General features: G+C 34.7%; 12 protein-coding genes. 5 read left to right on the top strand and 7 right to left on the bottom strand.

Going from position 1 to position 19,139, the window contains the following annotated elements; genetic code table 11:
- Nucleotides 1-24 precede the first annotated feature (24 nt).
- A complete protein-coding gene (locus A9G17_RS04100; protein WP_141677561.1) occupies nt 25-1,062 on the top strand; it encodes a T6SS immunity protein Tli4 family protein in 1,038 nt (345 codons plus the stop codon).
- Between the two features lie 251 nt (nt 1,063-1,313).
- Here the strand turns inward: A9G17_RS04100 and rlmKL are convergent, their stop codons facing one another.
- Nucleotides 1,314-3,434, bottom strand: a complete 2,121-nt coding sequence (rlmKL, locus tag A9G17_RS04095) for a bifunctional 23S rRNA (guanine(2069)-N(7))-methyltransferase RlmK/23S rRNA (guanine(2445)-N(2))-methyltransferase RlmL (protein WP_065737622.1) — start codon at nt 3,432-3,434, stop codon at nt 1,314-1,316.
- A 560-nt stretch (nt 3,435-3,994) separates the two neighbouring features.
- Between rlmKL and A9G17_RS04090 the strand changes: the two genes are divergently transcribed.
- The 3 genes from A9G17_RS04090 (at nt 3,995) to A9G17_RS04080 (ending at nt 8,143) form a co-directional block, all read left to right on the top strand.
- On the top strand, nt 3,995-6,523 hold the full coding sequence (locus tag A9G17_RS04090; protein ID WP_081301672.1) for a type VI secretion system Vgr family protein: 2,529 nt from the start codon (nt 3,995-3,997) through the stop codon (nt 6,521-6,523).
- Between the two features lie 63 nt (nt 6,524-6,586).
- On the top strand, nt 6,587-7,714 hold the full coding sequence (locus A9G17_RS04085) for a hypothetical protein (RefSeq protein WP_065737621.1): 1,128 nt from the start codon (nt 6,587-6,589) through the stop codon (nt 7,712-7,714).
- 78 nt (nt 7,715-7,792) lie between these two features.
- A complete protein-coding gene (locus A9G17_RS04080; RefSeq protein WP_065737620.1) occupies nt 7,793-8,143 on the top strand; it encodes a hypothetical protein in 351 nt (116 codons plus the stop codon).
- A 272-nt stretch (nt 8,144-8,415) separates the two neighbouring features.
- On the opposite strand, the gene A9G17_RS04075 is transcribed toward A9G17_RS04080, so the two are convergent.
- The 6 genes from A9G17_RS04075 to glmU form a co-directional block, all read right to left on the bottom strand.
- Nucleotides 8,416-8,967: an MltR family transcriptional regulator gene (locus A9G17_RS04075; protein ID WP_065737619.1), complete on the bottom strand. Its 552-nt coding sequence runs from the start codon at nt 8,965-8,967 to the stop codon at nt 8,416-8,418.
- 7 nt (nt 8,968-8,974) lie between these two features.
- Complete coding sequence (locus tag A9G17_RS04070; protein ID WP_065737618.1) at nt 8,975-10,135, bottom strand: mannitol-1-phosphate 5-dehydrogenase; 1,161 nt, start codon at nt 10,133-10,135, stop codon at nt 8,975-8,977.
- A gap of 83 nt (nt 10,136-10,218) precedes the next feature.
- Entirely contained in the window at nt 10,219-12,093 is a 1,875-nt protein-coding gene (locus A9G17_RS04065; RefSeq protein ID WP_065737617.1) for a PTS mannitol transporter subunit IICBA, read from the bottom strand.
- An 888-nt stretch (nt 12,094-12,981) separates the two neighbouring features.
- Nucleotides 12,982-14,355, bottom strand: a complete 1,374-nt coding sequence (locus A9G17_RS12835) for an AbiH family protein (protein WP_081301787.1) — start codon at nt 14,353-14,355, stop codon at nt 12,982-12,984.
- 293 nt (nt 14,356-14,648) lie between these two features.
- Nucleotides 14,649-16,481, bottom strand: a complete 1,833-nt coding sequence (glmS, locus tag A9G17_RS04055; RefSeq protein ID WP_065737616.1) for a glutamine--fructose-6-phosphate transaminase (isomerizing) — start codon at nt 16,479-16,481, stop codon at nt 14,649-14,651.
- 3 nt (nt 16,482-16,484) lie between these two features.
- Nucleotides 16,485-17,864, bottom strand: a complete 1,380-nt coding sequence (gene glmU, locus A9G17_RS04050; protein ID WP_065739078.1) for a bifunctional UDP-N-acetylglucosamine diphosphorylase/glucosamine-1-phosphate N-acetyltransferase GlmU — start codon at nt 17,862-17,864, stop codon at nt 16,485-16,487.
- Between the two features lie 611 nt (nt 17,865-18,475).
- Between glmU and hemG the strand changes: the two genes are divergently transcribed.
- Nucleotides 18,476-19,009, top strand: coding sequence for a menaquinone-dependent protoporphyrinogen IX dehydrogenase (gene hemG, locus A9G17_RS04045; RefSeq protein WP_065737615.1), 534 nt, complete (start codon nt 18,476-18,478; stop codon nt 19,007-19,009).
- Nucleotides 19,010-19,139 lie beyond the last annotated feature (130 nt).

Below are 19,139 nucleotides of genomic sequence, written 5' to 3'. Positions count from 1 at the left end.
CGTTATTTTAGCAAGGATATACTTATGGTAACCTCAACAAACGAACAGCAACAAAAAGTCGATGAACTACTCACTAACCTAGCCACCCGTTGTCTGGGAACCTATTTAATTGATTTACCGAAACAATTTAAAGCATCAAAAGCTAATTCGTTTGAATATGGTTATAATCAAAGCATTGATATCTCAACCAATCAGCAATATCTACCCCCTTTTAAACAAATGCTCGTCCGTCGTGAACAAGAGTTAAAAAATACTCAACCGATAGATCCAATTGATGGTAATTTTTTAAAAGCAATCTATCCATTGCCAGTTTCAAATAGTAATGAAATACAAGGTGTGATTTTTGAAAGGATGCAGCGTCGAGGAATTCCTGATGTTGCTCGAATTTTAGAAGGTTATCATTGGCAAAATGAAGTTACTTTCAAAATTGAGATGAAAGCTACCAATGGTTCTGCAAGTCGGTATGATGAGGATAGAAAAAAATATCCAGAGATCTACAATAACGATGTACCTGAAAAAATAGCGCAAATGCGAACATTGTTTGAACGTATGCGTGTTCGTGATGATTATACTATTCCAAACGAACCAGGTTTTTGTTTTATAAATGGCTTTATGCAAGGTGATGATTACAGACCAAAATACATTCAATTTACTTATCAATATGAAGATAGAGAAGATTTTTATTTTCATATCACATTTAATAATTATGCTGGAAGCGAGTCATTGTTTGATATTCCAGACAATTTTATTATTCAGGGTGAAGGGCAAAAAATTTATACAGGGACACGAGAAATTCATAATCTTCATTTAGAAGAAGTTATTGTTAAAAATAATGATTTTTATGATAGTAACGACAATGGATTAAAAAAAGAGAGATATATTTTTAATTTAGGCATTAATATGGAAGAGCCTGATAATAGAAATCCAAACTTAGAGATTCAAATGTACTATATCATCCCTCGTGATAGCCGTAATGCTTATAGTGAAGATCAGTTAATGATTATATGGCGTGAAATAACCAATAGTATCAGAATTAGAGAAAGTTCATTTACAAATGAATAAAATGAATTGTATGGTTGCTGTAGTAGTTAAACAATTAAAAATTGTTTTCGATGTCGCTTGATAAATTGCTCATCATTTATAAACGTCTATTACTAAAAGTAAAATAAACGGGTAATAATCCGTTTATTTTTACAATTAATATTATTTTTTAATTTGCCAACAATATTTTAAATCTAAAAAAATTCTCCTTAAAAATTCATATATATTTTTAAGGAGAATTCAGTCAAAATTTTACTTTTGGTTTATAAATTTTATTTTTGGTGTTGGACAATAAAACAGCAGTGAATTTGCTTATTACGTTTAAAGTCCAAAGATAACGTTTTATTGGTGATATCTTGATAAGTCAATCCAAGGTTTTGCATACCAATGTTATCCATTTTAAAACCCCGTTTATTGTTCGAAAACACAATGATGCCATTTGGTTTTAATAACCGTTTTAAATTCGCCATTATTTTTAAATGATCACGTTGAACATCAAAAGTATCACTCATCCTTTTAGAATTTGAAAATGTAGGTGGATCAATAAAGATTAGATCGAACTGATCATCACTTTGTTCTAAATACAATAAACAATCAGCTTGAATTAAACGATGCTGTCTACCTGTTAATCCGTTTTGTTTTAGATTACGATCGGCCCATTGTAAATAAGTGCGTGACATATCAACCGTCGTAGTTGACTTAGCACCACCTAGACCCGCATAAACCGTTGCACTACCGGTATAAGCAAATAGATTTAGAAAATCCTTACCCGCACTCATTTCACCAATCATTTTGCGCGCTAAACGATGATCTAAAAACAGCCCTGTATCTAAATAATCGGTCACATTTACCCAAAACTGAGTTTTGCGTTTATTAATGGCATACTCGTGCACCAAAAAATAATCCTGTTTTTGGCTCAATTTTTGATATTGCTGTTTGCCTTTTTGCTTTTCACGTGTTTTTAAAACTAATTGATCAGCAGTGAGTTCTAACACTGACATAGTGGCGTTAATAATATCAAATAGCCGTTGACGAGTTTTTTGTGGATCGATATTTTTAGGTGCTGCATATTCCTGTACGACTACTTTATCTTTATAACGATCGATAGCAACATTGTATTCAGGTAAATCGGCATCATAAAGGCGATAACACTCTAGCTGTTCTTGTGCAGCCCATTTTTCAAGTTTCTGCTTATTTTTTCGTAAACGATTAGCAAAATCAGCCGCTGGCAATATTGGTGTGCTGACTTGTTCAGTAGATCGTTGCGCAATAGTATAATTTTTTTGTACACAATCTAACGGACCATTCTTCGCTTTAAATTGTCTTTCTGCACGCATTTGTAAACAGTCTAACAATTGAGGTGCGCCACTAAATAACGAAAGTCGCCAGCCACCAAAGTATTGCTTAATTTGACGACCAAGCGCTGTGTGCAAGGCAACAAGAGCAGGCTCACTTTCTAATCTTTCGCCATAAGGTGGATTACTAATTATTGTACCTGTTACATCATTAGGCAGTGGATTGGTTAACTGCGTTACATCCTGTAATGCAAATGTAATCAAATCGCCTACACCCGCCTGAATGGCATTTTGTTTTGCTCGCTCTAACACAACGGTATTATTGTCGTAACCGATAAATGGTATATTCGGTTTGCTAATATTGTGTTTAGCGGCAAATAATAGTTCATTCCAAAGTATTGGATTAAAGCCTTTCCAAGCAAAGAATCCCCAATGTTTACGTAATAAACCCGGTGGAATTTTAGCAGCAATCATCGCTGCTTCGATTAGCAGTGTTCCCGAACCACACATAGGATCGATTAATGGCGTATCCATCTGCCAGCCTGAGCGCATAATAATTGCAGCAGCTAAGTTTTCTTTCAATGGCGCTTGTCCAGTTTGCTGACGATAACCACGTTGATGCAAACTATTACCACTTAAATCTAACGAAAGTGTTACACGGTTCTTATTTAAATAAGCATGAATACGAACATCAGGATCTTGCTTAGCCACATTAGGGCGCTCACTAGTATGACGAGAGAAGTGATCAACAATTGCATCTTTAATTTTGAGTGCGCCATATTGGCTATTACGGATGAAATCGTTTACACCAACAAAATTAATCACAAAGGAGTTATCAACTGCAAAAATATCTGGCCATTTAATATTAAAAACACACGAATAGAGATCTAAATCACTGTAAATATCAAACTCAGCAATTGGCAACAATATACGCGATGCCAGACGCGACCATAATAATGATTGATATAATGTCTTTTCATCCGCATCAAAAAAGACACCCCCTTGAGCAATTTTACAATCGACCGAACCTAACTCTTCTAACTCTTTTTTCAATAACTCTTCAAGCCCGCGTGACGTGCTGGCAAATAGTGTTTTCATGCATAATCCACTTAACAATAAAATTGAATGCATTATAGCGAGTTATTTTTATTGTGGGAAATAAAGGATAATCCTTTTTAGGTCTTAAGGATTTTTGAGTATAAAAACAGTAAATTTTGTAAAAATTATTCAGGAGTCTATACCATTTGCTTATGGTGTTTTGCTTTAATTTATTTCCACTGCTAATTGCCAACCGCTAACCCCTTTCCTAGTGAGTAATTTACAATTTGATGAACTTGGTAAATAACTTAGATCCATATCAATATGATCTATTATAAGTTGTCTTTATTCTCAACATTAATTTTAGAATGTTTATAAATAAGTTTATAGTCTAATTAATTGATTAATATATTTTAATATAACCATCTGAAAAATAAAAATCCGCATTAATAACTCAGTTTAATCATTATCTACAATTAATAAAAATTAATAAAAATTAATAAAAAAACAATTGACTAGTTCAAAAAAAATACTTACTTTACATAATTCAGATTATCGTTAATAGGCATCTGTGTTTTTGAAAAAGATCAATTTTGCTATTATAAATTAAGGATTGAAATATGGACACAATGGAGCAACTCGGCGATAGCTTAACTTTGCTTTCTGGGCACTTATCACACAATAACTATTCGTTGTCAGTTGATGGATCCGAAGCATTATCAAGCATTTCTGTTGTATCAATTAAAGGTCGAGAACGGTTAAATGAACCTTGGCGATATCAGATAGATTTCACAAGCAAAAATAAGAAAATTTCAATTGCATCCATGCTCAGCCAAACCGCCTCCCTGACTTTTCATCCTAACCAATCACCGCTACAAGTGACACAAATCAGCTCATTTGATCATGTTGCCAAAACAAGAAAGCTTTACGGGATAATCACAGAATTTAGTTTAGTCTCAATCAGCGAAGATGAAGCTCGTTATCGGGTGAAACTTGAACCCCGAATGGCATTACTTGCAAACCATCATCAAAGTGCCATTTTTCAGAATAAGAGTGTCATTGATGTGGTTAATGAAGTGTTGCGAAATCACAATTTTATCGGCATTGATTTTCGTTTTGAATTAAAAGAAACCTATCCTGTACGAGAATTTATTACGCAATGGCAAGAGAGTGATTTAAATTTTATACAGCGTTTGTTGGCAGATGTGGGTCTATACTTTTACTTTGAAACGCATCTAGAGCACCATTGTGAAGTGATGGTAATAAGTGATTATGAAAAAGGGTATGCTGATGGTGGTAGAATGACCATAAAGCAACCCAGCGGTCTCAATGATCGTCTTCGCTACAGTGTCTGGGATTTACAATTTAACAGTAAAACTAAGCCAAGTCAGGTCAGTGTTAACGATTATAACTATCGGATGTCCGACAGCAATCTTTACAGCAGTGACAACAGTCACTCAAAAGATATGACAATGCGGGGCGAAGACTATCGGTATGAAGAGCACTACAAAATTCAGGGTGATATACAGACAGTCGAAAGTGGTAATTGGTATGCGCGTATTCGGCATCAACACTATGTAAGCGAACAATTTATTCTAACGGGGCAATGTAATGCTTATGAGCTCACACCGGGACAGTTAGTGACTATAGAGGATTGCCCGATAGCCGAGATTAAAGATGGTGTGGTGATTGTTGCAACCGAATGTTATGGTGACCGAACTGAATCTTACCAAACCCGCTTTACTGCTATTCCTTATGATGCTCTTAAACCGTATCGACCAGCACCATTACCTTGGCCACAAGTGAGTGGCACCTTACCAGCCCGAGTAACCAGTAAAGATGATGATACGTACGGTTATATTGATACGCAGGGTCGTTACCGAATTAAATTCAATTTTGATTTAAAAAATTGGCAAAAAGGTGAGGAAAGTTTATGGGTCAGACTGGCAAAACCATATGCCGGCGATACGTATGGTTTTCACTTTCCTTTGATAGATTCAACAGAAGTTGCAGTTGCGTTCACCAATGGTAATCCAGACCGCCCGTATATAGCTCATGCCATGCACGACAGCAGTCATCCTGACCATGTTACGACAATCAATAAACACCGTAATGTGATACGCACGCCAGCGAATAATAAACTGCGAATGGACGATAAACGCGGTCAGGAGCATATAAAACTGGCAACAGAATATGGCAAAACCCAACTCAATTTGGGGCATTTGGTGGACAGTGAAAAAACGAAACGGGGAGAGGGTTTCGAACTGCGAACTGATGAGTGGGGTGCAGTGCGTGCTGCTAAAGGTATCTTTATTACTACCGACAAACAGTATCAAGCACAAGATTTACAACTTAATATGCAAGAGGCCAAAGCGCAGCTTGATAAAACATTAGATTTAGTCTCTGCCTTACAAGATGCTGTTAAACATGCTGAGGCTGAATTAGCCGATTTAGAAACACAAAAAAAATTGATAATCGAATCCATTGAAGAATTTAAACAACCCTCTATTTTGATGTCTTCACCAAAAGGGATCGCCCAAGTTACACCTGAAAGTGTGCAGATAGCTGCAGGTGAAAATATCATGTTGGCAAGTCATCAACATACTGATGTCAGTGTTTTAAGAAAATTTACCGTTGCAGCGGGTGAAATGATCAGTTTATTTGCTCAAAAAATGGGAATCAAGCTTATCGCTTCACATGGCAAAGTTGATATACAAGCACAACATGATGAAATGTCATTACTGGCGGAAAAAGATTTGTCAATAAGTAGTCAAAAAGGTCGTACTGTTATTTCAGCTCAAAAAGAACTTATTTTAACGTGTGGTGGTGCTTATATACGACTTGCTGATGGCTCAATAGATATTGCTGCGCCGGATAATGTCATTTGCCATTCAGCAACATGGCAAAAAACTGGTCCAGATAGTTTAAGCCAAATGTTAAATGTACGCCAAAATACAAATTATCATTTTAATTCACAATTATTATGGAAAAATGACAATACACCAGTAAAAAATCAGCGAGTTAAAATTATTCGTGCCGATGGGAGTGAAATTGATGCCATGACGGATGAAAATGGAAAATTGCCAAAACAGTTTGCCGATTTTATTGAACCAATAACAATTGTTCTTGGCCCCCAAAAAGACAGTTAACAATTGAACCAAACGGGATGATTTAACTCATCGCAATAATAGAAATAGATAAGGATATATGTTATGGGATGGAATATTCCTCAACCATTAACACACAGACAGATAAAAAAAACATCCTATTTATTATGGATCATAGGGCTGGTGTTGTTAGTCTTATTCAGTTTTGTACTAATGCTTCTGCTTTTTGATGATACTACTGATGATTCATTGATGTGGTTTTGTTCCATCATTCTACCAATAATACTCTGGTTAATTCTATTTGCGATTAATCTGTCAATGCGTTATTCGGATGCCGTTTATAATGAGGAAATAACAATGCTTAACAAGCAAGCTACCGAACAATGGCAAGCTTGGAGCAAGCAGCAATTACCGATTTTTGCCAGTCACGTCATCTGTGCAGAGCAAGATGGCGTTAAGGTTCTAACCGGTGATGTCAACAAAATTCCGCTTTATCCAGCAAAAGCGCGCCCGCTATTTAATGCTATCAAATCAACTCAACCTTATTGGTTTTTAGATGAAGTTATGCAGAATTTAGAGCAGCAAAGTCCCAACTATCGTCGGTACTTAACACACATTTATCTTCCTCAAAAATTAATGAAAGATGACGAATTACAAAATGCAATTTTTGAACGATGGGATTTATATCCTGAGCCAATAATGGATTATAACGAATGGGTAACCGAATTGTATCAACATTCAGATGATATCGAATTGTCATTAATCTTAACCTGTCAATATACCTCTTCGATGTATTCTAAGCACAGTCAATTTATTAGTGCATTATTGCTTGGTGATGAATCACTGATTTTAACTAAAAAATTAACGGCCAAATCGTGGTTAGGCAGATTATTGATATCGGAACAAGATTTATCAGCTGATCTAGAACAATTATTGACGTTAACTCAGCTTCCATCGGCCAATATAAAAGATATATGGATATCAGGGTTAGACAAAAAGAACCGTATTGCACTTGCGATAACAACCGACCAGCTTGCCATAGGTAATGGTAATGAGCAACTGCTCCATGATATTGATTTAACTTTTGCAAAGCCAAGCGATTTAACTCACTATTTTACTTTAGGACTCGCAAATGGTTGTATTGCTCATCATGGGGGAGAGCAATTAGCGGTTGTCGAATATGCACAGCATGTTTATTTACAATTAATTACTTCTCAAAAAATGACATCATAAATCAAAGAATAGAGATATAAAGTGGACAATAATTGCCAAAGTGCGATATTTAATACGAGACCACGTTCAAATGAGGACATGGTACAAATGCATATTGAAAAAAAGTGTAAAGTGATACCGATTATTTTACTGCCTGGCGTGATGGGAAGTAATTTAAAGTTAAAATCTGTAAACGGTGTTAACAGTTCGCGCAAAGTTTGGCGTATAGATACTCCGCTTAATATGATCAAATGGTTATTACCCATATTAGGTAATGCAAAGAGAAGGAAGAGGTTATTAGATCCTAAGAAAACAGAAGTAGATGATCGAGGTAAAGTAATTAATGCTGCTTCTAAAGAAATTTCATCCTTACAATCTTCGTATAATCTAAAAGTTCATGATGAGAAAAACAGCAGAGATTTAGACGAAGAAATTAAAAAAGCAATTTAAAATCACCCAACTTATTGATCCCACTGATGGTAATTTTTTAAAAGCAATTTATCCATTACCGAATACAGATAAAATACACGTCATTATACTTGAACGGATGCAAAGTGAAGGTGTTCCTGATATTGCATGTGTTTCAGAAGGTTACCGTTGGCAAGAATACATTATTCACGATACTGCTACTTTTTCATTCTTTGTTAAGATCAGCACTTAGTTAATCAATCAGCCTTTAATCTGTTTTTTTCATAAATAAATATCTTTTTAGCATTAATTCTTTAAGGAAAATAGTTAATATTTTGCTTATTAATAATTCTGACTGTCAGATCCGTAATGGCAATAATCAATGCAGAGCGTATCATTTGTTGATAACGATTTTGATAGATGGATGACTTTAATGTGTCGACAATGCCTGACTCTTTGGCTTTTTGATGGTGTGAATCCCAATTAGGCGGTAATACCATATCATGTAATAGACTAATCGGACCTAATATTTCATCGTCGAGATATGAGTATTTTTTATCGTCATGGTCAAGTTCATCTAAAATGGCAATTAATAGCTCGATATCTTCATACTCCTCGCGCGTTATGATACCTAGCGCATAAAGTAATTTTAAGCACACGGATGTATCATTGAGTGGGCCATTTTTACCAATTAGTGATGGTATGACAAATTTTATGGCGTGAGGCTCTTTACGAAATACTTTTATAATTAATTGATTAACACTGTGATTAATCATTTTTATAGCTTCAGCCAACAAGCTGTGTATATCAGCTTGCTGGTTAAGTTTTTCAAGTATTGTATCTTCTGCTAATATCGATTCTAGCATCGGCTAATTAATATTGATGATTTTGCATTGCAGTATAAAGTTGTTCAATCTGACTAACAATAGGATTATTGCTTTCAATACCAGAAATATCACAAAATGTTTGAACTACCCCTTTGTTGCTAATTTGTTGGGTTAGGTCGGAGGCTTGATCGTCGTCATCATTGCGATAATTTAGGGCTGCAGCAATGCCGATGAGCAAGTTACTATTCTTTAGTTCATACTCAAATGTGCCAAGTAACGGTTTCACCAATCGATCGCCAGATCCTAATTTGCGAATGGGTTGACGACCTACACGAGCCGTATCATCATGGAGATATGGATTTTCAAAGCGTGTGAGGATCTTTTCAATATAGGCTTGATGTTTAGCTGGGTCAAAATTGTAACGTTTTATCAGTACTTGACCGCTTTCCTGCATGGCTCCTTGTACAACTGCGCGAATGCTATCAACTAAAATAGCATCGCGGATGGTCGCAATGTTATTGTAAAATCCTAAATAAGCGGTAATGGCATGACCTGTGTTTAAGGTAAATAATTTACGTTCGACAAATGCCATTAAGTTATCAACTGGCTCCATACCTTTGATTTGTGGAATATCGCCAATAAATTGATTTTTATCGACAATCCATTCGGAAAATGTTTCAACTGTAACTTCTAATATATCCCCTGTTTTAGAGGTTGCCGGTGGTACGATGCGGTCAACGGCTGAATCAACAAAGCCTATATGACTGTTCATCCATTGGTGGAGTTCATGAGGTATATATTTAAATATTTCTTGTTTAAATTGGCTGGTTCCTCGCACCATGTTTTCACAAGCGATGATGTTAAGAGGGGCGTTGTTGGCTTGCTGATGCCTTGCAATTAATCCCTTTGCCATATTTTCAGCAATGCGAGCTAAAATTTGTGGTCCTACTGCGGTAGTCACTAAATCGACTTTCGCAATATAGTCACTTACTTCGTTTGATGAGCTATTAATAGCGTCAACATTGTGGACGATTTCGGTGGTTGATTGTTCGCCCACTACATTAACTGGGTACTGGTGACGTTTGGCGATTTCGTTAATCACTTGCTCGTTAACATCAGCAAACGTTACATGAACACCTGCATCTGATAATAGTTTACCGATAAATCCGCGCCCAATGTTACCAGCGCCAAAATGTAATGCTTGCATTTTTTTACCTTTAATTTTTATTGAATGTAATTAATTAAACAACTTTCCCGCAGTAGAGCGGGGAAGTCATTGTGATGTAATATTTAACTTAATATTGCTAACACTTCATCAAAGCGGGTTGTGCTCGATAGTTTGGCAATAACGTTTGGATCATCCAATGCGTTAGTTAATTTGGCTATCACATCTAAATGTTCGTTATTGCGAGCAGCAATTCCGATAACGATTTTGGCTTTGTCATCCGTTTCTTCACCAAATTCTACCCCTGCTGGATATTGGCAAAAGACAATACCTGTATTTATTACACTTTCTTTGGCTTCAATCGTGCCATGAGGTACAGCAATGGATTCACCAAGATAGGTTGATGTTAACCTTTCGCGTTCGAGCATTGCTTCAATATACACGGGTTTAACATAGCCGTTATCCACTAATTTTTGTCCAGCAAAACGGATTGCTTCTTCTTTGTTTTGAGCCGTTAATCCTAAAAAGATGTCCTTTTCTGTTAATTTAAATAACGGTTGGTTACTATCTGTTGATGTTGCAATATTACTATTATTCGTATTGCTAACGCCTTGTGCTGCAACCAATTCGTTCACAAGTTGGCTATATAAATCACTATCTAAGAAATTAGTTAATGAGATGTGATGGGCATTTGGTGCATATTGTTTGGCTCGTTGAGTTAAATCTTTATGAGTAATAACAATATCAGCATCGGAAGTTAGATTGTTAATTGCAAGATTGATAACATTAATATCTAGGTTGGCATCTTGTACTTTTTTACGCAACACACCCGCCCCCATTGCACTCGATCCCATTCCTGCATCGCACGCGACAACAATTTTTGTTACGTTACCAAGATTAAACGTTTCTGTTTTTAATCCTTTGGATTCGTCTTTCATTGCTATAACATCTGATTGCGCATCTTCAAAACTTTTATCTGCATTTTTAGTTGTTTTTAATAATACTACTGAGACAAGGAATGATACCGTTGCTGCGGCAATAACTGAGATACTTACACCAAGCATTGAAGCTTTAGGAGTCACCGCTAATATGGCAATAATTGAACCAGGTGAAGCGGGTGAACTTAGGCCAGAACCAAAAAGGGTAAGTGTAAATACTCCCGTCATCCCACCTAAAATCATGGCAATAATTAAACGAGGATTCATTAACACATATGGGAAATAAATTTCGTGAATACCACCAAAGAAGTGAATGATTGCCGCGCCACTTGCTGAACCTTTTGCCGCACCTTTACCAAAAAACATATAGGCAAGTAATAATCCCAAGCCTGGTCCAGGATTCGCTTCAATTAAAAAGAAAATGGATTGTGCATGCTCGGCTGCTTGTTGAATACCAAGTGGTGAAAATATACCATGGTTAATTGCATTATTTAGAAATAAGATTTTTGCTGGTTCAACAATAATAGAGGTAAGTGGTAATAAATTATGTTGTACCATAAAGTCAACGCCACTCGCCAGTACACTAGATGCGACAACTACTGAAGGTCCAATGGCAAAGAATGACAGTAAAGCAAGGAGCATACCGATAATACCTGCTGAAAAATTATTTACTAACATTTCAAAGCCACTTTTGATTTTACCGTCTACGGCTTTATCAAATTGTTTAATCATCCAGCCGCCTAATGGGCCAACAATCATTGCGCCTAAGAACATTGGAATTGATGCACCAACAACCACACCCATGGTTGTTATGGCACCAACAACGCCTCCGCGTTCGCCATGAACTAATTTACCGCCACTGTATCCAATTAATAATGGTAATAAATACGTAATCATTGGGGCAACAAGTTTGGCAACATTTTCATTAGGATACCAACCTGTTGGAATAAAAATTGCGGTAATAAATCCCCAAGCAATAAAAGCCCCGATATTAGGCATCACCATATTACTTAAGAATCGCCCAAAGTTTTGGACCTTTAATTTAATGTTTGATGTTGTCATAAAATTAATCTTTCCTTGTTGATTGATATAATCATGATGCTGTTATTGTAGAGGTATTTATTAACCAGATTCATCTAAAAAAATTAGTAAATGTGACTTTCATCACACTTCAAAAGGTGGGGTATTTTATGATTTTGTGATTTAGATCACACTTATAAAGCAGTTAAATGCGTTTAGGGAAGTTTGGCATAAGTTTTATGCTAATGGTTTTTGATGTTTGTTTGATTTTAATGGATGATAATTCATAATAATTAAACTATTATCGGCTTAATTTGCTTTTGATTGTAATTTTCTTTATTGATGGTTAATCAAAAATTGCTTGTGCTAATTTCAAATTGTTTTTTTGAGGTATGCAACGGGCATTTGTCATTTATATTATTTTTTAATACTTCTTTAAATTGTGCTTCTTCTTTTTTGCAGAAATATAATTTATTTAAGTAACAATAAAGATTCTAACAATCCCCAATAGCTGTAAATTTAAGAAAAAATAACAGACTAACGAAATAATTATTGCTACGAGTATTAATAAACCTTTAATGGACTAATGATTAGTTTTCATTAATTATTTTTCTAATGTCTCATTAATTTTTTTATATAACAAATTGATTTATAATTTATTTTATTTAAAATAAAGGTTAATTATATTTTTTAAAATAATTTATTTTTAATGGGCAAAAAATATTGACTCATCTATATAATAAAAAATTTTTTATGCTTAAACTAAAAACATTGCAGTATGATCTGTTTTATTGCTTTTTGTACAAAAAAAAACAGATCATTAAATAATTCGATGACTGAATAAAGTCTTTTGGATTGGTGATTATAAAAAACTATTTTTTAATTTTAGCAAAGCTTTTAATAGTAAAAATTCCTAATGAATAACTTAATTTAGGTTAGTGGTTCACAATATTTTTTATTTACTACCAAATCTCTTAATTTATTTTTATCAGTAAAATGTCGGCTGATATTTTTATATAAATCCTCAAAATTATCATTTCCTTTTTCATCTTGATAATAAAAAGGTTTAATGCTGACACAGTTTTCATGTTCAAATATTGTTTGCAGTAAAACACGGTCAGAAGTCGCACAAGAGTGTCCCCATATATAGACTTGATACTTATTTTGTTCTAAAAAATCTAATAATTTTTGATAATTGTCTGTATCCAAATAATGTAATGATTTTAAATATTTTAAATATCGATTGTCATTTTTATCTTCAAGTTCTTTATATGAACTATCTAATTCGTCACCATAACCAAAGATAATTTTACTAGCAGAATCTTCTAGTCTGCCATGTATTTGAACATGTTTTTCTTCAACGTTTACTGAACTTTGGGCTATATATTTCTCTATCGTATTGGTATAATTAAAACTCAGAAACATATGTTCTTTTATCACAATAGGCTGTTGACCAATTCGATCTCTAAATTGAGTAGATAATTCGTCGTCATTTACCGGTTGCATAAGATGTTTGGCAATTTTTGATAAAATTTTAGTCTCTTGCTTAGATACAACCGATGTCATATAATAAATAAAACAATCAATTATATTTTCAAATTCTTTATTTAGTTTATCTATTTTATCTAATATTTTTTCTTCTCTATAAAATTCCTCAACATCAAGCAAAGTTTGATAAAACTCATGTTCAATGCCACCCCAGTTTTTATTAAAATTATAATTATAAAATATTTTTTCAAAAAGCTTGTTTTTTGTGAATAATAAGGATTCATCACATTGTTTTAAACAAGGTTTATTGTCAATTTGATTTAGTGTATAATAATTATAAACTGAACTGCTGATATAGTATAAATCAGACAAAACATTATTAGACGATTTACTAGATTTAATTAATTCAAGAATTTTTGCTACATTATCTTCAGCTTTTTTGTTTTCATCAGAGGGATAATGATCGTTTATTTGATCCGTTGGATGTTTAATATTATCTATAAATGATAAATTGTTATCTAATCTGTCATGAAATTCTTTATCAAATAATTCATCAAAAGTTTTTATTTCGTCAGTGTTTTGTTGAAGATGGGCAAATAGATTCCTTAAATTTTGAATTGCTATTTGAACGGATTTTATAAAATCATAAGAAATTAATCCTTTTTTAATAAAAATATTTTCACTTAATTTATTGTCTTCATAATCGTTGTATAAATTTAAAAATTCGGAAACATAATAATCAATAAAATCATTAAAGGATGTTTTCAATCCATGTGCCAAATCAAACCCATTTCCAATTAATATTAATCTATTCATTTCTACTTCACTCATTTCTTCCTTTCCTTTCAACAAAACATCCCAATAAGAATATTATTTTATATCTGTTTTAACAAAAATAAATCTAATTTTTATACAGAATAAAAATTAGATTTATTAAGTTAACCAATTTTTGTTTGAAAGAATTAGCAAGTTATTGGTAAGTGAATTCTGACAGTTTTATCAACAAAAGAGGGTTATTATTCATAGTTTTTAATGAGTGAATTTGAGAACGTGAGTTTTAATTTGATATCAAAACTATAAACTAAGTTCTCAAATTTTATTTAGCAAATTTACTCAACCGTTACCGATTTTGCTAGATTTCTTGGTTGGTCGACGTCTGTGCCTTTGATTAATGCAACATGGTAAGCCAATAATTGGGTTGGTACCGTGTAGTAGATTGGCGCAGTGATCTGTTCAATATGAGGTAAATTGATGATATGCATGGTGTCGTCGCTGACAAAGCCTGCATCTTGCTCAGCAAATACATAAAGTTGACCACCACGGGCGCGGACTTCTTCAATGTTGGATTTTAGTTTTTCCAACATTTCGTTAGTAGGAGCCATAACGATTACTGGCATATCTGCATCAATTAATGCTAAAGGGCCGTGCTTGAGTTCACCAGCAGCATAGGCTTCGGCATGAATGTATGAGATTTCTTTTAGTTTTAGTGATGCTTCCATGGCGATTGGGTATTGATCGCCTCGTCCTAAGAATAGGGTGTGATGCTTATTAACAAAATCGCTTGCTAGTTTTTTAATTTGCGGTTCACACATTAATACTTGTTCAATACGATTTGGTAAGGTCTGTAAGGCGTGCATAATGGCTTGCTCGGTGCTTTCTGCCATATCATTTAGGCGTCCTAATTTAGCAACTAATAACAGCAATACCGTTAATTGAGTCGTAAATGCTTTTGTGGATGCAACGCCTATTTCTACCCCAGCTTTAGTTAATAGTACTAATTCAGCTTCACGTACAAGGGTTGAGGCTGCCACATTACAAACCGCGAGTGTACTTAGGTAGTTGTTTTCTTTCGCTAGCCTTAGCGCAGCTAAAGTGTCAGCAGTTTCGCCTGATTGCGATAAAGTGATAAATAGGCTGTTTTTTCGACGTGCTGGGTTGCGATAGCGGAATTCTGAAGCTATTTCGACATCACAAGGAATACCTGCTAATGCCTCGAACCAATAGCGAGCAACCATACCCGCATTATAGGCGGTGCCACATGCGACAATTTGTATATGTTCAACCTGTTTTAAAATATTTTCGGCATGGTCTCCTAATTCAGATAAATCCACTTTACCGTGTGCCATGCGACCTTCAAGGGTATTTTTTATGGCATTAGGTTGTTCGTATATCTCTTTTTGCATATAGTGGTTGTAACCTGCTTTGCTACCCGCATCGTATCTGGCATCGGATTCAATACGAGGACGGGTGACTTGCTGATAATTCTTATCTAAAATTGTGATTGTATCATGACTAATGAGGGCAATATCACCTTCTTCTAAAAAGATAAATTGACGTGTAACCGGTAGTAATGCAAGTTGATCTGAGGCAATGAAATTTTCGCCCATACCACAACCAATGACTAATGGGCTACCTGAACGCGCAGCGACTAATATATCAGGATTACGAGTGTCCATTATCACCGTACCATAAGCTCCACGTAGTTGTGGTATAGCTTTTTGTACAGCTTCAAATAATGAGCAATCTTCAGTGGCAATGATGTCATGAATTAGATGAGCAATAACTTCAGTATCGGTTTCAGAACGGAACTGGTAACCTTTAGCAATAAGTTGTTCTCGTAACGGTTCAAAGTTTTCAATAATACCGTTATGCACCACAGTAATAAATCCAGAAACATGTGGATGGGCATTATGTTCGGCTGGTTCACCATGTGTTGCCCAGCGGGTGTGAGCAATACCGATTGAACCTTTCAGTGGGTGCGCTTCCACAGCATCTTTCAGGGTTTGAACTTTGCCAACGCGACGAACGCGTTGCAGTTCGCCTTCTGGTGATATAATGGCAAGCCCCGCAGAATCATAACCGCGATACTCTAATCGTTTTAAACCCTCTAATAATATTTCAGCAATTTCACGTTTGGTCACAGCACCAACAATACCACACATAATTTATCCCTCGTTGTTTACTTTGGTTGGACGTTTCCAACCACTAAATTGCTTTTGTCTAACTCTGCTTACGACTAAGTCGTTATCATTAACATTGTTGGTAACAGTGGTACCTGCCGCGATGGTTGCACCTTTACCAACTTTAACAGGGGCAATGAGCTGGGTATCTGAACCCACAAATACATCATCTTCAATAATCGTTTTAAATTTATTGGCACCATCGTAATTACAGGTAATAGTGCCGGCTCCAATATTGACATTGCTACCGATTTCACTATCGCCAAGATAACTTAAGTGTCCTGCTTTGGTTGCTTTACCTAAGTGCGCTTTTTTAAGTTCAACAAAATTGCCAACGTGTACTTGTTCGTCAAGTTCTGAACCCGGTCTTAATCGTGCGAAAGGCCCGATGGTACATTGCTGTGCAATGGTTGAATGTTCAATTATGCTGTATGGGCTTATAATTGAATCATCATCAATGCAGCAATCTTTTAAGATACAACCTGCACCAATAATAACGTTGTTGCCCAGCTTTACATCACCTTCAATAATGACGTTACAATCAATTACCACATCTTTGCCATGAGTCAATGTGCCACGTAAATCAAAACGGTTTGGATCAAGTAGTGTGACCCCGGCTAGTAATAAGTTTTGTATTTGTTGATGTTGATAGTGTCGTTCTAATGTGGCTAACTGTAATCGATTATTCACACCTTCAACTTCGAATTGTTTTATTGGGTGAGAGGTTAATATCTCGTAACCGTCCTGATAAGCAAAAGCAATAACATCAGTCAAATAATACTCTTTTTGGGCGTTATCATTGGTTAAGCGTGCTAGCCAGTTTTTTAACAGTTTGCCTGTCACCAACATAATGCCAGTATTGACTTCATTAATTTTTTGCTGCTCTGGCGAAGCATCTTTTTGCTCAACAATCGCAATAACCTTGCCATCTTTTCGCTCAATACGCCCATAACCAGTAGGGTCATCAAGTATAACGGTCAGTAACGCAATACCTTGTTTGGGTTTACTCGCAATTAAATTTTTTAGGGTTGGTAGTGATATAAGTGGAGTATCACCATATAAAATTAAGATATCTTCGTCATCTTCAATATAGGGAATAGCTTGTTGTACTGCATGCCCAGTACCAAGCTGCTGAGCTTGATAAACCAATTGTACAGGTTGATCTTTAAGCGCATTTTCAAGCTGTTGTTTACCATGACCATAAACAATATTGATGCGATTGGTGTTAAGTTGTTTAACTGTATCAATTACATGTTGAAGCATCGGTTTCGCGCCGATTTTATGTAAAACTTTAGGAAGGTTGGAATACATCCGCGTGCCTTTTCCTGCCGCCAAAATAATTGCACTAAGTTTTGGGGTTGAAATTGCCATATTTATTTCCGCTCAGGTTAAATTAGCATAATACTATAATCAAAGTTTTTTATTAAATCATCCACAATTTATTAATTTTTATCATAAAAAAAGTTAGATGTAGTTTTATTATTATCTCTTTTAATTGTGAAATTAGATTCTAAAAAATATTATCAATATAGATTCAAGACTTAAGTCGAGATTTCAATTTCGATAAAAAATAGAGGCAATATTTAGATGACTAATAAAAAAGCAATGGAGGTTGTTTCCATTAAGATCTATCCAAAGTTATATAAAAAACGATAAGGACGATAAGAAAGTTATTATAACTTATCTAAAATGCTTGGCTAACGCTCAAACAACCGATAACCTCAATCCATGTATCAATTGAAAATTGTTCCAATCTATATTCTACTTTTTAAACAAAAAAGATAATAAATTCCCAAAAAGGGGAATCAAGTTAGTCGTACTTACTGAGTTGTGATGATATAACTACAGATAAAATACTGATTAATTTTCAATGTTTATATATAATAGTTTACGCTTGCAATCCTTATAATCAGTTAACCACTATCAAATGAATTAAAAAGAGGCAGGTATAAACCCTTTAAAAGGAAATTTAAAAAATGAAAGTTTTATTACTCTATACTACTCACGAAAAGCAAACATTTAAAATTATGCAGCGCATCGAAAATCAACTAGCCAGTAAATGTGATTGTGATGTGATTGAGCTTTTACCTAGTACTAATATCGATCTTACCAAGTACCAAGCCGTTTTGTTGGGTTGTTCTATTCGTTATGGATTTTATAGTAAAGTAATGAAAAAATTTATTGATGATAATTATCAGCAATTAAATAAAATGAGATCAGGCTTTTTTGGTGTGAATGTTGTAGCCAGAAAGCCGCATAAAAATACCCCTGAAACGAATTCATATACAAGAAAATTCTTAGCTAAAATTTCATGGCAACCAACCATTAAAGCCGTTTTTGCTGGAGCCCTTTATTATCCAAAATATAATTGGTTTGACCGTAATATGGTTCGTTTCATTATGTGGTTAGGTAAAGGTGATACAGATGTGACTAAACCTATCATTGAATATACTGATTGGGCTAAAGTCGATCAATTTGCAGCACTATTTTATACTCAAACGTGTAGTTAACCTGAAACTTCTTGTCAAAATAGATTATTATTTTTCTGACTTTATCAAATGATAATGCTCTTTTAAATAAACTTTGTGATATAGATCAACATTTGGGCTAAAAAGGTGTACAATATCGCGCCTAAAGAAT

Source organism: Gilliamella sp. wkB7, from assembly GCF_001693435.1.
Taxonomy (GTDB): Bacteria; Pseudomonadota; Gammaproteobacteria; order Enterobacterales; family Orbaceae; genus Gilliamella; species Gilliamella apicola_N.
Note: the sequence above shows the minus strand (reverse complement) of the source record. Positions and strands in the feature narration are given on the sequence as shown.

Bases quoted from the DNA above. Each gene is read 5' to 3' on its own strand.
- A9G17_RS04065 (WP_065737617.1), bottom strand. From the start codon at position 12,093: ATGACAACATCAAACATTAAATTAAAGGTCCAAAACTTTGGGCGATTC.
- A9G17_RS04075 (WP_065737619.1), bottom strand. From the start codon at position 8,967: ATGCTAGAATCGATATTAGCAGAAGATACAATACTTGAAAAACTTAAC.
- hemG (WP_065737615.1), top strand. From the start codon at position 18,476: ATGAAAGTTTTATTACTCTATACTACTCACGAAAAGCAAACATTTAAA.
- A9G17_RS04090 (WP_081301672.1), top strand. From the start codon at position 3,995: ATGGACACAATGGAGCAACTCGGCGATAGCTTAACTTTGCTTTCTGGG.
- A9G17_RS04080 (WP_065737620.1), top strand. From the start codon at position 7,793: ATGGTACAAATGCATATTGAAAAAAAGTGTAAAGTGATACCGATTATT.
- glmS (WP_065737616.1), bottom strand. From the start codon at position 16,481: ATGTGTGGTATTGTTGGTGCTGTGACCAAACGTGAAATTGCTGAAATA.
- A9G17_RS04100 (WP_141677561.1), top strand. From the start codon at position 25: ATGGTAACCTCAACAAACGAACAGCAACAAAAAGTCGATGAACTACTC.
- A9G17_RS04085 (WP_065737621.1), top strand. From the start codon at position 6,587: ATGGGATGGAATATTCCTCAACCATTAACACACAGACAGATAAAAAAA.
- A9G17_RS04070 (WP_065737618.1), bottom strand. From the start codon at position 10,135: ATGCAAGCATTACATTTTGGCGCTGGTAACATTGGGCGCGGATTTATC.
- rlmKL (WP_065737622.1), bottom strand. From the start codon at position 3,434: ATGAAAACACTATTTGCCAGCACGTCACGCGGGCTTGAAGAGTTATTG.
- A9G17_RS12835 (WP_081301787.1), bottom strand. From the start codon at position 14,355: ATGAATAGATTAATATTAATTGGAAATGGGTTTGATTTGGCACATGGA.